General features: G+C 39.3%; 12 protein-coding genes. 4 read left to right on the forward strand and 8 right to left on the reverse strand.

Annotation, left to right across the window (positions count from 1 at the left end):
* Positions 1-268 precede the first annotated feature (268 nt).
* Positions 269-1,732: a basic secretory protein-like protein gene (locus ACXAC4_RS21760; RefSeq protein WP_475165331.1), complete on the reverse strand. Its 1,464-nt coding sequence runs from the start codon at positions 1,730-1,732 to the stop codon at positions 269-271.
* 259 nt (positions 1,733-1,991) lie between these two features.
* Between ACXAC4_RS21760 and ACXAC4_RS21765 the strand changes: the two genes are divergently transcribed.
* Entirely contained in the window at positions 1,992-3,599 is a 1,608-nt protein-coding gene (locus ACXAC4_RS21765) for a GAF domain-containing hybrid sensor histidine kinase/response regulator (RefSeq protein ID WP_475165336.1), read from the forward strand.
* 66 nt (positions 3,600-3,665) lie between these two features.
* Here ACXAC4_RS21765 and ACXAC4_RS21770 read toward each other — a convergent pair whose 3' ends face one another.
* Entirely contained in the window at positions 3,666-5,030 is a 1,365-nt protein-coding gene (locus ACXAC4_RS21770) for a hypothetical protein (protein ID WP_475165342.1), read from the reverse strand.
* Positions 5,031-5,101: 71 nt separating this feature from the next.
* A complete protein-coding gene (locus tag ACXAC4_RS21775; protein ID WP_349286726.1) occupies positions 5,102-5,776 on the reverse strand; it encodes a chromosome partitioning protein ParA in 675 nt (224 codons plus the stop codon).
* A 213-nt stretch (positions 5,777-5,989) separates the two neighbouring features.
* Between ACXAC4_RS21775 and ACXAC4_RS21780 the strand changes: the two genes are divergently transcribed.
* The gene (locus ACXAC4_RS21780) at positions 5,990-6,886 is read left to right on the forward strand and encodes a response regulator (protein WP_475165352.1); all 897 of its coding nucleotides are present in this window, start codon (positions 5,990-5,992) and stop codon (positions 6,884-6,886) included.
* 42 nt (positions 6,887-6,928) lie between these two features.
* On the opposite strand, the gene ACXAC4_RS21785 is transcribed toward ACXAC4_RS21780, so the two are convergent.
* Genes ACXAC4_RS21785 through ACXAC4_RS21800 form a run of 4 tightly spaced genes read right to left on the reverse strand, consistent with a single transcriptional unit; the run spans position 6,929 to position 11,511 of the window.
* Positions 6,929-8,512: a cryptochrome/photolyase family protein gene (locus ACXAC4_RS21785; RefSeq protein ID WP_475165355.1), complete on the reverse strand. Its 1,584-nt coding sequence runs from the start codon at positions 8,510-8,512 to the stop codon at positions 6,929-6,931.
* Positions 8,509-8,661, reverse strand: coding sequence for a DUF2256 domain-containing protein (locus ACXAC4_RS21790; protein ID WP_130256784.1), 153 nt, complete (start codon positions 8,659-8,661; stop codon positions 8,509-8,511). Before ACXAC4_RS21790 ends, ACXAC4_RS21785 begins: the two co-directional genes overlap by 4 nt.
* Positions 8,662-8,679: 18 nt before the next feature.
* Positions 8,680-10,143 (reverse strand): cryptochrome/deoxyribodipyrimidine photo-lyase family protein, encoded by a 1,464-nt coding sequence (locus ACXAC4_RS21795; RefSeq protein WP_475165363.1) that lies wholly within the window; start codon positions 10,141-10,143, stop codon positions 8,680-8,682.
* Positions 10,144-10,146: 3 nt separating this feature from the next.
* Positions 10,147-11,511, reverse strand: a complete 1,365-nt coding sequence (locus ACXAC4_RS21800) for a DASH family cryptochrome (RefSeq protein WP_475165367.1) — start codon at positions 11,509-11,511, stop codon at positions 10,147-10,149.
* Between the two features lie 88 nt (positions 11,512-11,599).
* Between ACXAC4_RS21800 and ACXAC4_RS21805 the strand changes: the two genes are divergently transcribed.
* Positions 11,600-11,872, forward strand: a complete 273-nt coding sequence (locus tag ACXAC4_RS21805; RefSeq protein WP_475165369.1) for a Rho-binding antiterminator — start codon at positions 11,600-11,602, stop codon at positions 11,870-11,872.
* A 44-nt stretch (positions 11,873-11,916) separates the two neighbouring features.
* Complete coding sequence (locus tag ACXAC4_RS21810; protein ID WP_475165372.1) at positions 11,917-13,215, forward strand: hypothetical protein; 1,299 nt, start codon at positions 11,917-11,919, stop codon at positions 13,213-13,215.
* A gap of 37 nt (positions 13,216-13,252) precedes the next feature.
* On the opposite strand, the gene ACXAC4_RS21815 is transcribed toward ACXAC4_RS21810, so the two are convergent.
* On the reverse strand, positions 13,253-14,908 hold the full coding sequence (locus tag ACXAC4_RS21815; RefSeq protein ID WP_475165376.1) for a winged helix-turn-helix domain-containing protein: 1,656 nt from the start codon (positions 14,906-14,908) through the stop codon (positions 13,253-13,255).
* Positions 14,909-15,078 lie beyond the last annotated feature (170 nt).

A 15,078-nucleotide genomic window follows, 5' to 3' on the forward strand; every position in this document is an offset into this window, starting at 1 on the left:
GTTCCACTTTTAAGTTAAAAAAATACTGAAGTGAATATCAATAAACTCACAACAGCATGGAACGTTCCAATAATTGCGCATCATTTAATCATTGTCAACAATTTAGGTAATAAAAATTCATCTAATTGTAACTATCTATTACAAGTTGTTTAACGAATATTGAAGTGTTAATACTAAATGGAGGCTTTGAATACATATTCAAATATAAAGAATGATCATCACCACTTGAGAGGAAGCGATAATGACCATTTGAATAAGGAAAGATTTATTATTTAGTGAGTTCAGCTTGGTATTCTTGCCAAAGCTTTTCTACTTTTTCGCCAGTTACATATTCAATGGCAGCGGCAAACGTCCAATCCGGTAACTCTGTCGCCGTTGCATTAAATTGATGCTCAAACGCTTCATACCGTTTACTCAACCAAGATAAAAAGAAGCCGGTATTTGTGTACCCACCCAGCCAAGTCTCTGAAGGTTCTGGGCTACGTGTCTTATGAAAGCCTGCATTAATTCGAATTAAATCTGCAACCCCTTCAATAAATGCATGAGTTTCTTCTGGTGAGCCCATTGCTGATTGTGGGAATAACTGATAGCCATGGGTCAGCTCATGCCAAAGGACACCAAGCAACTCGTAAGTGACTTGTTCGTCTGGTTTATCAGCTAGTCTTTCGGTAATGTATTTACTACTAAACGCAATTTCCATATTTGAATAATCACCCGCTCGGTAAGCGAGCGTATCCATCCATTTTAGTCTGAATGTAACCTGCTCAAATTCAGGTACTTCGGTGAAATTTTTATACAGCATAGGCACTAAGTCACGGGTGACTTCATTAATCGCTTGTTCGATATTTGGCAGCAATTTAATTAGTCTTTTTGCCCCCGCAGATTCAGTGTCTTCAAGCTTAACCACCACTTTGGGTAACTGTAGACCAGCCCATGGACGATGAATATCCATGGCTTTAATGACATTTTTTTGTGTGATACTGTCTGTGCCGGCGCTGTTTTTAGTCTTTAACGTAACCGAATAGCTACCCGGCTTTGTAAAGCGTACTTTTACGTCATTACCCATATGCTTAATCTTTGCGCCAGGTATTATCCATTCGACATCACCAGGATCATTGTCACTGGTGTTTGTAATGGTGATTTCTTCATTAAGCCTAACAATGCGCTTATCAAATTCAAATGACGCTAAAGGAAGGTCGGTGGCAGCAAACAAGCCTATATCGGCTACTTGCAAATAGCTATCACCCCATTGTGTTGTTCCCTGTTGCTTTAACTCAAAGCGTACGTGTTTCACATGCTGGCTATTTGCCACTGTATAAGTTTTGGTTTGTGCTCTAGAATCAAAGCTTTGCTCTGTTTGGTTATCTAAAACAAGCCAATTTTTTCCATCAACAGAGCCTTTCACTTGCCAATGTTTAGGGTCTCGAGCTGGGGCATCCCCTGCTGATGTTAAAGAATATTGATGAATTTGGAACGCGTCTTCAAAGTCAATTTGCACCCAAGCTTGGGACTTATCAGACAAAAACTTACTGTGAATTGAACTATCAAACAATTGCTTAACGGATTCGTTCTCAACAAAAGCAGGATGTTGCGCTTGTACAGTAAATGACTCTTTATCTGTAATATCATAAAGGACAATATCTTTTGCGACTGCCGCCTGCGAACACACTGCAGTTAAAAGCATAATCAAGTTATTTTTTTTAAACATAATCAAGTTATTTTTTTTAAACATAATCACATTCTTTAAGTTTCTAAATGAGACACACGATATTGGAACGTTCCATAAATGCAAGTGTTTTGCGTTAAAAACACACACTTTTTATACTTTCCTAATAACACACACCACCTTTAGAACATCTAAACTCATGAAAATTATATCAATATCTATCTCTAGCTCACATCAAGATTTTTTCATAATTAGAAACTGCTTTGCCGCACCTAAAGCTTGATGCTAATGTTAGCTCAGAGCTTTTATTGCATGGAAACTCAATATGAAAAGTGCACCACTCGCTACAAATGAGAAGTTACGCATAAAAACCTTAGAAAGGTATGAAGTTCTTGATACAGAAGCAGAGCAGTGCTTTGACGATATCACCAAATTGGCATCTGTCATTTGTAACACACCTATTTCATTAGTCAGCCTAGTTGATAACAATCGCCAATGGTTTAAATCTAAGGTTGGCCTTGATGCAGATGAGACCAGCCGAGAAATCGCATTTTGCTCACATGCAATTTTAGAAGAACACATTTTCGAAATTGAAGACGCACGAAATGACGAGCGTTTCTTTGATAACCCTCTGGTAACCGACGGGCCAAAAATTCGTTTTTATGCAGGCGCTCCTTTACGTGCTCCAAATGGCGAAGCAATAGGCACACTTTGTGCTATAAGTGACGAGCCACAGAAATTGACAGACGAGCAACGCTTAGCACTTCAAACACTGGCTAAACAAGTCATCGCTCAACTAGAGCTGAGACTAAAAGTAAAGCAATTGAAAGAGTCAAACCATGCAAAAGACGAGTTTTTATCAACAATAAGCCATGAACTTCGTACTCCGCTCAATGCCATTACAGGTTTTAGCGAAATTTTAAAAGAGTCGGCCGACATAAAAGCTCTGCCAAAAGAGCAATATGAGTTTATAGACAACATTGAGTTTAGTAGTCATCAGCTACTCGAGATAGTCAACTCGGTGCTCGATTTAGAAAAAATTGATGCCGGTAAAATGGAGCTAAAGCCTCAGCCAGTTAGCCTTGATAAGCTATTTCGAAGCATCATGAACATGATGGGAAGTAAGGCACAGCAGGGTGAGATAGAACTGAATTACGATATTGATAGTGCTCTTGCTACGCGTTTTTTTGATGTTGATAAAACAAAATTAACGCAAGTCATTGTAAATATTATTGGTAATGCCATTAAATTCACCCCTCTAAAAAAGCAGGTTAATATTCGCTTTTATTTAAATAAAGATAAATTACATATAGAAGTTGCAGATCAAGGCATAGGTATCAGTAAAACCGATCAAGCCCTACTATTTGATAAATTTAAACAAGTCGGTATGCAAAGAAAAGAAGGTACAGGTTTGGGCCTATGTATTTCTAAAGGGTTAGTCGAACTAATGAGAGGCAAAATTCAATTATCAAGTACTTTAGGTAAAGGCACCTTAGTTTCAATATCACTGCCTGTAGACGAATGCGAGCAATGTACTGAACCTGAGCCAATCGAAGCAAAGAGCTTTGCAAAACTTCATATTTGCGTTGTCGAAGATAACCCGCTTAACCAAATGTTAATTAAGGCAATGTTGCAACAGCTTGGTGGTCAATATACGATTTTCGAAACCGCTGAGGCACTCTTTGAAATGTCGAGTCTAAACACATTTGATATTTTCTTACTTGATATTAATTTACCAGGAATGTCTGGATTACAAGCATTAGAAAAGCTAAAAGCCTTGCAATGTAAACAACCAAAAGTTGCTGTCACCGCTGATATTTTTCAAGAAAAAGAGCTAAGTTCACTTTTTGATTCGGTTATTACAAAACCCTATAAAAAGTCAGACTTAATCGGCGTTTTAAATGAGCTTGTATCTTCTCAGCTCACCTTATAAAAACAATGGATGAATCACCACAACTTGTGTGGTTGTAATAAACTGACAATTTGTATTCGCTAAAATTTAATTTATTTTTTCTATTGCAACGATTTCAGAACGATTCATAGTCACTTTGTAACGCTCTAACTGCTTGACCGAGTCTTCTCTGTTTGTGGTGTATTTTAAAACTAGATTTATCTGATAACGACGCTCAACTCCTTGCCCTGATACTTTATTACCTTCATGGCTATAAAGTTTACCCGCGCCTTTTTTTAAATAACGGGCAAATGAGCTTAAATTGAAAGTAATTCGCTGCTGAATTTCTTCGTAGCCAGGAATAAACTCTTGCTGTTTAACTTCATTTTTACTGCAAAAGTGTAAAAGGGTTGCTGATTGCTTGTTTTGTTGACGACGCTTTTGCAGCAAGGCGTCGACATCTTCTGGAAGCTCTTTGCTTTTTATTAATTCGAACCACACGGTTTGTCGCGCTACAACTTTGTCATCCACCGAGTTTTTAAAAATATTGCGCCACTTTGGTCGACCATGCTGTATTTTACGCCATGCCCATTGGGTGATTTCATCTTTGAAGGTTTCACGCAGGCCATAAATAACACCTAATAAAGCAATCAAGGCGATGGTGATTTCTTGAAAATTTGAACGAGCATTTAAAACCAAATACATCACAAAGGCCATGATCACCCCAGTTACTAAACCGCGCACTAAACGTTTCAAATTTAAGTTTAAGTCTTGCGTCTTCTTATTGAACACCACCCCATGTTCAATCAATCGCTGCAATAGTCGCATTTTATTGGTGATCCGATTTGGATCTTCAAGTGTCACTTGTGAATTGTAATTGTGCTTTTCTCTGTAAGCGGTTTCTTCTTTACAAAACGCCAAAATCTCATTTCTTTCACTGCTAAATTCACTAGACTTTGGGCCTTTTGCTAAGAGTTTTAAAAATGCCTGTTCGCTGTGCCAACTTAAATAGTTATCGGCATTCTGAAAGTAAGGCTTTAAGGTTTGCTCTGGTGGCTTGTAACGACGTAATTTCTTTAATAACTTTTTAGCTTGTTCAACCAGCTCACAGGCAACGGGATAAAACTCATCGGCTTGCTTTAGTTTTAACGTCGCTTTTATATCCGCATCGAGTGCAATGCGAATTTGATACGAGAAGAGATTTAAGTTAACTCTGTAATCGCTTTTTTCTCCTTTGTTTTGGCTGATATATCGGCTTCGAACTAACGGAAGATGGAGTTGTTCAGAATAATAAGCGCAGTGCGTTTTAATGTGGGCGTTAAAAAAATCGACTTCATTAAATGTATCTTTATTAATTCCCATATCAGTCGGGATTGAAAAATATAGATCTAGCTGGCTGGCTTCTTTTGGGAGTAACTGTGTAACAAGTTTAAATGATAGGCTTTCATCAGAGCTTAATTTGGTTTTAGTCATTGATTAAAAATCACCTTTACTACTACACCCCCCTTAATTTTAGCACAACTTATTGCTTTATAAATTAAAATCTAGCCAGGTTTATTAGCTTTAACCGCATCTAAATACCGCCCTTCTATAAATTTCTTCTCTTTATTTAAATGCTTTATCTTAGTTTTGGCTTGCTCTAGCTCGTTTTGCAGTTCTGCAACTTCAGCAGGATCAACTTCTCCACTAGTTTGCAATGATAACTGCTCTATCAGCTGGTTTTGTTCGTTGATCTGGCGTTTGTAATTGTTCAACATAGTGGCCATTTCAGATTCATTTTGACTGGCTGGTGCCATGGGCTCGCTGATCCACTCTTCCTTTTGTGCTCGAAGTGCAACCACCTCATTTTGTAGCTTTTGATTACTACTCTGTAAGTCTTCAAAAGAAGAGGTTTTTATTTCTAGCTCTGTTTTAGCAACATTAAGCTTTTTAGCCGTAACATCTAAATCACCCTTTAATTTGCGGATAAGCTTATGGGAGCGGCTCAACTTTTTATTTAACTCATTAATAGACGCTTGTTCTTCTTTCGTTATATGGTCAGCAGTAGAAGAACGTATTTGAGCAAGTTGCTGCTCTAAACCAACCTGTACCTGTACTAACTCTGATAATGTTTTGCCATGCTGCTCAGAAAATTGACTAGCTCGTTGCACAGATTCTCGACAAAGAGCAATAACGGCCTCATGGTCCTCGTTTGAACGCCCCTTTCCTGTTATTGACACAGCGAATTTCCTAAACTCGCGTAGGATCAATAACAGAATATAAAACCACGTAGCTAAAATAAGTAAGCCAAAGTTGAGCGCTACATATTGATAGGCCTCTAGAGGAAAAAGAGTATCCACACACATAACCTCTCTGTTATTAATGATATAAGTTTAGTTTTAATGAGAAATTCTGCCTATACTCATTAAAGTTAATTTTTTTTAGGGTTAGATGTGAAAGTACTAATTGTCGATGATAGCTTAGCCACAAGAGAAATTATTAAACGTGCTCTAATGAACTATGAGTACCGTAAGCTTTTTATTCGATGTGTTGAGAGTGTTGAAAAAGCAAGAGCTGAGTTAGTCGATTGGCACCCTCACATTGTGCTCACTGATTGGTATATGCCAGAACACACAGGCCTCGTTTTATTAGAAGAAATCCGATTATTAAGGCCTGAGCTTCCTGTTGGAATTATTTCTACAATTGATGAAAAAGAAAAGATAATTCAAGCAAGAACAGCTGGTTGTAATTTCTTTTTATCTAAGCCGTTTACTGACGAACAATTACATACTCAACTACAGCCTATTATTGAAAAGCTTGAACAAATTGAACTTGAGGTAGAGCAGTCGGTGCCTTTAAAAGAAGGCTTGCCATTGCCCAAGACCGAACAATTAGAAAAATTAATGCAAAAGAACATTAGCGAATGCCTTACTTTGAACCCCATTCGAGCGCAATACTTCGATGAGTCCAAAGTTCCCAGCGTTATGGTTATTTATGCAGAACGTGGAAATCAGAAAATTAGAGTAATTGGGGTTTTAGATATTTACGCTGTTTGTGTATTAGCTAGTAGCTGTATGAATATAGAAAAAGAAGAAGCGCTTAAAGCAATACATGAAAACAACGTCCACCCTGATATCTTATCCGCCTGCAAAGAAGCATTGGAGAAAACAGCTTACGCATTCTTAGATAACCACAGCCGCATGAGTTTGTTCGTAAGAAGTTGTAAAATCATTTCTCAACCGCACCCACGCCTTGAGCAAATATTTAGCTATCCATTAAATAGCCGCATAGACTTAAGTTGTGAGCGCGAAGGCATGGCGCAAGGTAAGATGCTGATTGTGGGCGTTTAATATCATTGCTCCCACAATCAGCCATTATAAAATAAGATTAAACTAAATATTATTAATATTATCTAAGTAAGTTTCTGCCTGATTAAGTACCTCAGCCCTTTGCTCATCGGTTTTCTTAAGCCAGTTTTTAAGTACCATGGCTGTACGCGGGTTATTGCCTAGCTTTTCTTGATTTCGATGCATAAAGTGCCAATACAGGGAATTTAACGGACATGCATTACTGCCCACTGTTTCTGTCACTTTGTAAGCACAACTAGAGCAGTAGTCGCTCATCTTTTTCACATAGTTTCCGCTTGCTGCATAAGCTTTGGAGCCGACAATTCCCCCATCAGCAAACTGACTCATGCCACGGGTGTTTGGCATTTCAACCCATTCAATGGCATCGATATACACACCCAAATACCAGGCATCAACTTCATCGGGGTGAATACCTGCAATCAAACAAAAATTACCAGTGATCATTAATCGCTGAATATGATGCGCATAGGCGTAATCAAGTGATTGGCTAATTGCATGATGTTGGCAATTCATTTTAGTGTTCGCATCCCAAAACCAACTAGGCAGCGCACGTGTTGTGTCTAAGTGATTCAATGAGGCGTAGTTCGGCATATTCGCCCAGTAAACGCCTCTAACGAACTCTCGCCAACCAAGTATTTGCCTAACAAAGCCTTCAATTTGCGCCAAATTGATTTTACCATTTGATTGTCGATAGTAATGAATTGCAGTATCAACTACCTGCTTGGGAGACAAAATCTTACTGTTTAGAGCGAATGAAATACGACTGTGGTACAAACTCCAGCCCAGGTCTTCACATAAGCTTTCACCCAAGCCTTTAAGCTGTCCCGTCATGGCATCTTGAAAGCGGCCGAAGTTAGGTAAACAGACTTCACAAAAAAAGTTCAGAAGCTCAACAGATTGCTTGCGATTTATGGGCCAGAGTAAGGTGTTATCACCTTTACCTATAGTCTTTATGTTGTGCCGTGCGATACGCTCATTTATCTCAGTAACATCATTGGCAAATAACAGAGGTTGCGGCACATTGCTTAAATCTTGTTTTTTAAGCTTTTCACGATTGTCTTTGTCGTAATTCCATTGCCCACCTTCAGGCTCGCCATTTTGCATTAAAATATCGAAACGTGCGCGCATCGTGCGATAAAAGTGCTCTAACCTGTGTTTTTTGTTAGCTTTAAAGTATTGCCCTAGTTCTTGGTCACTGACATAAAAGTGCTCGGCTTCAAAGCCCATGTTTTGGATTTCTAGGCTTTGGCAAAACTCGCTGATTTGAGTACGAAGTCTCGCTTCATCAGCTAGCTGGTATTCAAATTGCTGAATACTGAACTTTTGAATTAAATGCGATAACAGCTCAGGCAAGCTTTTAAATTTTGCAGTGTCGTCTAAGGTGAGGTGCAAAACATGAAACCCTGCTTGCTTTAAGCCTGCTGCAAACCCTTGCATAGCAGCGAAAAACGCCTGTACTTTTTGAACGTGATGCACTGTGTAAGTGGCTTCTTGATGTAATTCGGCGATGACATACAATACTGAATCGTTTTTATCTTGATACCAACTGTGACTGGCATTGAGTTGATCACCTAAAACTAATCTGAGTGTTTGATACTGATTATTCATACCAACTCCTTATCTTGTTTGCCTTTATTGCCCGCACAGCGTTTAGAGCAATACTTCACATTTTCCCAATCTCGCTGCCACTTTTTACGCCATGTAAAAGGTCGCTCACACACTGGGCATAGTTTGGTCGGTAATTGGCTTTTCTTCATATTACTCTTCATTTTTTTCTAATCGGGTCTGACATGGCGGGCTAATAGATGACCGACTTGAGCACGAACTTCGGGGCGCTTGCGCCACTTCCACAATAAATCTTGGGCTGCTTTGTAGCTTTTTGATACATCAACAATGGGGTCAGGGTAATTTTTGCCAAGTTCAACGCCATACATAAGTTGCTCCATTGGCGAAAGCTGCCAAGGCTCATGTACGAGTGGCGCGGGAATATTGGCAAGCTCAGGCAACCAAAGTTTTACGAACTCACCGTCTGGGTCTTTTTCAAGGCCTTGTTTGACTGGGCTATAAATTCGTATGGTATTAAAACCCGTTACCCCAGCCTGCATTTGCATTTGGCTGTAATGAATACCCGGTTCAAAATCTAAGAAGAGACTGGCCAAATAAGGGGCACCTTCGCGCCAATCCACTTCGAGATGATGACATAAGAAACTCACTAACATCGCCCGCATTCGAAAGTTGATATATCCGGTTGCAATTAAACAACGCATGCACGCATCAACCATGGGCACTCCGGTTTTACCTTGTTGCCATGCAATAAGGCGCTCGGCTGCGAGTGATTTATCAGCGCGCGGTAAATGTGTATAGCCCAAGTTAACAGGCTCAAACTCCATCGAACTCTGACTTTCAAATTTTTGGATAAAATGACAGTGCCAATGCAATCTAGAGGTAAAAGCAACTAGGCTTCTGCGCCAACCTTTTTTTTGCCAGTTTTGTAATACAGCCTGATACGCTTGCCTTAAACTGATATTTCCCCACGCTAAATAAGGAGAGAGCCTAGAGCAATGAGTTTGGCTCAATATCGGGCTCGAAACACTGTAAGCATATGCTTGGCCACGTGTATCAAAGAAGGAATCTAAAACCTCTTTGGCAGCTATTTCACCACCTTGTTGGTATTCTCCTGCTTCTAAAAACCATTCTGGGTGCTCGTCAATTTCCGCCTTTTTTACACTGTCTGAAAATTCATTTTCAACACACCAATTAACTGAATCTAGGTCAACATCAGCAGTTGGGGCACGCATGACTTTTTGCCAATACTCGTCCCAGGTTTTGCGATGTGTTAGCCCTCTAATTACGGCGCCATATGGGGTTTCATGCCAAGTAATGCCAGCATTTTCGCAGCAAGATGCAATCAACTTGTCTCGCTCAAAAGTGTTATTTAAGCCTATTTCTTGATGAGAGTAGAGTCCGGCAATGGTGTATTTATCATGCAGCTCTGCAAAAGTGTGTTGAACGTCTTTAAAACTGATATAGAGCGAACCTTCTGGCACGCGTGCAGCTATGTCTTTTAGAGATGACAGAACAAACTGCCAGTGCCGAGGTTTGTAATGCGGATCATGAAGCAGCATGGGCTCAAAGCAATACACTAACAAAACAGCATGACCTGACTGCGCAGCTTTAATTAAGGGCTCATGATCTGTGAGCCGTAAGTCTCGTTTTAACCAAACGACTGAAATCGCCATAAACTATTGTGCACGCGTATCAACTGGCCAATCAGCGGCATCAACCGAGTCCAGCGGTTGAAAATCTTGCTTACTAAGCCAGTGATTAATAAAGACATCATGAGGGTCATATTGTGCATGCTGTTTTTCGATATTGAAGTGACGACCACCTCGGGGATCTGCACCCACACCAGCAATGTACTGCCAGTTGCCCCAGTTAGATGCCACATCATAATCGAGTAATTGTCGCTGAAAATAAGCAGCACCATAACGCCAATCAAGACAGAGCTCGTTTACTAAACAGCTAGCCACGATTTGTCTACCTCGGTTAGACATAAACCCAGTATGATTAAGTTGCTTCATACATGCATTGACCAGTGGGTAAGGAGTTTCGCCTTCACACCATTTTTTAAATCGTTCAGGGAAAAAGCTCGTTAATGGCTTGCTATTCGCTTGTCCTTTAAATGAAAACAGGCTTTCACCTTGGTACAGGGCTAACCATTGAAAGTACTCGCGCCATAACAACTCAAATTTAATCCAATAAGTTGATTCATTCTCTATGACATTAGATTCATATTGCTCAACCGCATGCCACACTTGCCTTGGTGACAAACTGCCTTGCGCAAGATAAGGGCTAAATTTAGTAGACAGCTGCCAGCCATCGAGTTCGTTGCGAGTTTCTTTATAAGTACTTGCTGCAGTTGAATCGAAGTAACTTTTTAAGTGTGCTGAAGCTGCATGCTCACCACCTTGAAATAGTGACTCGGTAAAGTCTTCATCACTTAGCCCTTCACTTCGTAAAATGTCACCAATCACCTGCTCTGTACTCATAAAATCTAATGCAGTTTTAGTCGCTGGCGGAAACAGCTCATTCAGTGTTAAGGGCTCGGCAATCTCAGAAGTTTTTTGTTTTTCGACAAAACGGCGATATTTTGAAAAGCTATCAAGGTAGGCCGGATGACTTAAAATTTCCGTGTCATGCCAAAGAGTGTGTTGCCAAGCACTATGCAGCCTAACGGAGGTGTTCTGCTCAATCTCTTTGAGCCATTGCTTTTCATACACACCAACTTGATGCGCTACAGCTAAGGTATTGACTTGTAGCTTCTGACATAAATTGCTTATAGCAGTAACAGGGTTGCCTTTGAGAAGTATTAAGTTGTGGCCTCTGGCGGCTAGTTGAAGTGCCAAATTTGAGATTGCTTGCAAAGTAAAAACGAGACGCCGTTTGCCCATTGCTCGTTGCTGAAAGTTGTTCGCTTTGAAATCTGACTCATTCAATATATAAACAAACGACATTTCATCTGAAAAATCACACACATTATTCAGCAATAGATTATCTTGTAACCTTAAATCGTGAGTGAACCAATAAAGCGTGTTTATCTTTAGCAAAGTATTTATCCAATAGAAATAGGCACCTAGTCTAATTACGTTTAGTTCAACTCATAAGTTCACTATCAAAACGAAATTAGGACAAACAATGAAAACTACAGTTAGCTGCGATGTGCATGATTACTTTGAGATTGTCTGTATGAGGAAAAGTCAGATCACCATCACATTACACTCAGGTCAAAAAATATCAGGCGAAGCAAGTAATATAATCACGAATAACAAAAGAGAAGAGCAGATTACCATTATTAATGAAAGGCTTACCACTGCAATAAAGTTAACAGATATTGCTAAATTAGAAGCTCATGATAATCTTGTACCCGAACATAACTTCATTACAAATATAAGTTCACCAGAAAAGTAATTAATTTAGTTAAGTAGTTACTAAGTTTTAAGTTAAGGATAATTATGTCATCAAAAACATGGGGGATTTGCCTTGTTTCTTGCGCGGTCTCGTTTAGTGCGGGGTTTTATTTAAAAGGGTCTCAGGTAGCTATAAACGACTCTAGCAAATTAAACAATTTAAATGGAACTGTTTCACAACAATCCCCTTCAGAACAGGGGGTGAAATCATACGAAAAAACAAAACTTCACACCACAAATCAGAACTTATTCACTAAAAAAGTCGTACTTGATAAGGTTGACGACTTTTTGATTCGTAATAAAAACATTCACGATTTAAACATTACAAACAAAATGGTTGCGCCTTTTTATCAACTACTTTCAGAGCTAGACGAATACCAGTTGCAGCAAAAAGCAGAAGATTTAGTTGATCAGTTACCAAACTACGCAGCGTCTCGTCTACTCATTATTACACTTGAAACACTCGCAGAATTACAACCTCAAAAAGCCCTTGAAATATCAATGAGTATGAGTGACGAACACTATCAAAAATTAGGAAATATCCAGTCAGTTTTTTCAATATGGAGTGCCTCTTCTCCAGAGGAGGCACTCGAGTGGTACGCTTCCGAAGACTTTAGTCAAACTGAATATGAACATTTAGCAAAAGATTTTTTATCAGCCACAGTGCTAAATCACCTCTATAATAAAAATAAATCTCTAGGGTTAACTAAGATCTCCGAGCTATTACAGCAAAATAAATTAACCGCTTTTTCGATGGAAAGATTATCTGAAAGTATTAATCAGTCTAATGAATTTAGATCTTTATTAGATGTGCTTAGTGTTTCGCAATTTCACGACAGCGGTATGGTAGAGGTTACTGCTCAATGGTTTGCTAAAGCACCTCAAGATGCAGCAGCTTGGGTCAATATGTTGGATGAAGAGCAAAAATCTCCGCGTTTATTCAATCTCGCTCTAAAGAATTGGATCAAATCAGAACCAAAATATGCATCTGATTGGTATATTAAACAATTTGACGAACAACAGCAGAGCGAAGCAATTTCCAAAGCCGCAACGTATTTTGCTAGAGAAGACCCTAAATCAGCTTTAGAGTGGGTTGAAAGTTTAAACATGACAAACTCTCAAAATGCAATTTATAACATTCTAAAAAATGCTAGTTATCACTATCCTGATTTTGTGATCTCAAACCTAGATAAGGTACATGGCACAAAAAGTAAATTGTCTGCTTTCCAAGATGCTATTTACTCTATTTATTTGAGCAACCCAGACAAAGCCCAAAAGCTTATAGACGCCTCTGAACATAAAGAAGCTTTAGAAGCATATATACACAAGTTAAATCAATCATAAGGAGGGAAATTGGTTTAATCACTATTCTCTTTTTAGATTAATTAACTGTGTAAACCGGTGAATCATTAAACCAAGCATCAACTCGCGCTATCAACATAGGGTTATCGCTGTGATTGGCGATAACCTGAGCCTTTTTCGCAAACTGTTCCGCTTTGCTTTGCAATAATTGGCTCCTTGCAATATCAGCCCTAGCTAATAATACCCAAATCTGGTTTGCAGGTGCTTGTGAGTGAGTCGCGATTTCAAATGCTTGTTGTAAATATTGCTCTGCAAGCGCATTATTTTGCTGCGCATTTGACACCTTTGCTAATTCAATTAGCGCAGCAGTTTGACCATAATCACCTTGAAACTGCTTATGATATTGCAGTGCCGCAGTGAGATGGTGTGCAGAGTCGCTAAACTCACCTTGCAAACGCTTGATTTTGCCAAGCTCTTCATGAGAATACGCAATAAATAACTCATCGTTTTGCTGCTCAGCCAATTGTTTCGCTTGTTCAACATACTGCTCAGCACTGAGCAATTCGTTTTCTCTGTCGGTTTGCTGTGGCCAATTTATTTGCAAATATCCAATCATTAAATAAGCGCGCAATAACTCTCTACCTTGCTCTCCTTGAGTTTGAGCCAGATTAATACTGTCTTTAAGCAACGCTATCGCCTCTGTAATTTGCCCTGAGTTTGCATAGCTCGCAGCCAAATAACGTTTGGCCGCCAATAAATCTGGCTCTGTACTTAACGCAGTTTGCAACAAGGGTTTTGCAGCAACGAAATCTTGCTCTAAATATTTTGCAACACCTCTAGCAAAGGCCTCATTACTAAATTGGCTGATGCTTTTATCATTACCTGAGGGCTGATATTCATCGAAGCGAATTGCTATTTTGCTCACTAATTGATTGAACGCGTCATCAACAGAGGATGCGAACTCAATACCTTGCTCCACACCAAATGGCGTTTGTAATTGATAATGCAGTTGGAAATCTTCAGGGAAGCCTGTTAAACGAGTGGCAACGATTAAATCAGCTTCTAACTTCTCTTGAATGGGATAAAGCGCCCCACTTTGATAAGCTCTTCGTTGCTCGGCGTTCAGCCTTTCTATCGCGAAAAGTACATGATCGCTCTCAATGACGGTTAATTGAGTTGACTGACTTAAACCAAGCGAGAGTTGCTCCTGACCACGCAATGGGACCCAATTGTGAACGCTGTCTTGCACATCATTCTTGACAGGTAAAAATGCCACTTTTAGAGGCGGCTCTGAACGAATAAATAAAAACACAAATACCATTATAAGCAGCAAAAGAACGGCGATTGACGCGCCAATCCAAACTTTGCTTTTATCTATGACTGGCCGAGTTTTAATTCTAGCTTGAGAGTTAATTGACGGAATAGGCTCTGCCTGAACTTTTTCAGGTAATAAAGGCGCAACCCACTGATAGCCTTTACGAGAATAGGTTTTTATTACATTAGCACCGAGTAAGTCTCGGATCTCTTTAATCGACTGTGTCAGAACTTGGTCTTGAACAACAACATCATCCCAAACGGCGTTTATGACTGCCTGCTTGCTAACAATATCGCTTTTATGCTCAATAAGATAATTAAGAACTTGCAAGGTTTTTGCACGAATAGAATGTTCAGAGTCAACGCTGCTTACTATCCCTGTTACTGTATCTAACACTTTGTCGTCTATCTGAAATCGCATGACATTCTTTGGCATTATATTTAGTTATTCTCTTTAGTAGTCTGCTATATCAACTAAAAAGTAGCAAGTTTATGAGGTTGGGAAAATGTTCATAAACTTGCTAGTAAAGTTAAAGTATTAACCTGAGCTTTGGTTAAGGGGTTTACTAAAGTGTTGATCTTGAATTGATA

It is taken from the genome of Pseudoalteromonas sp. AWM4_233 (genome assembly GCF_056158285.1).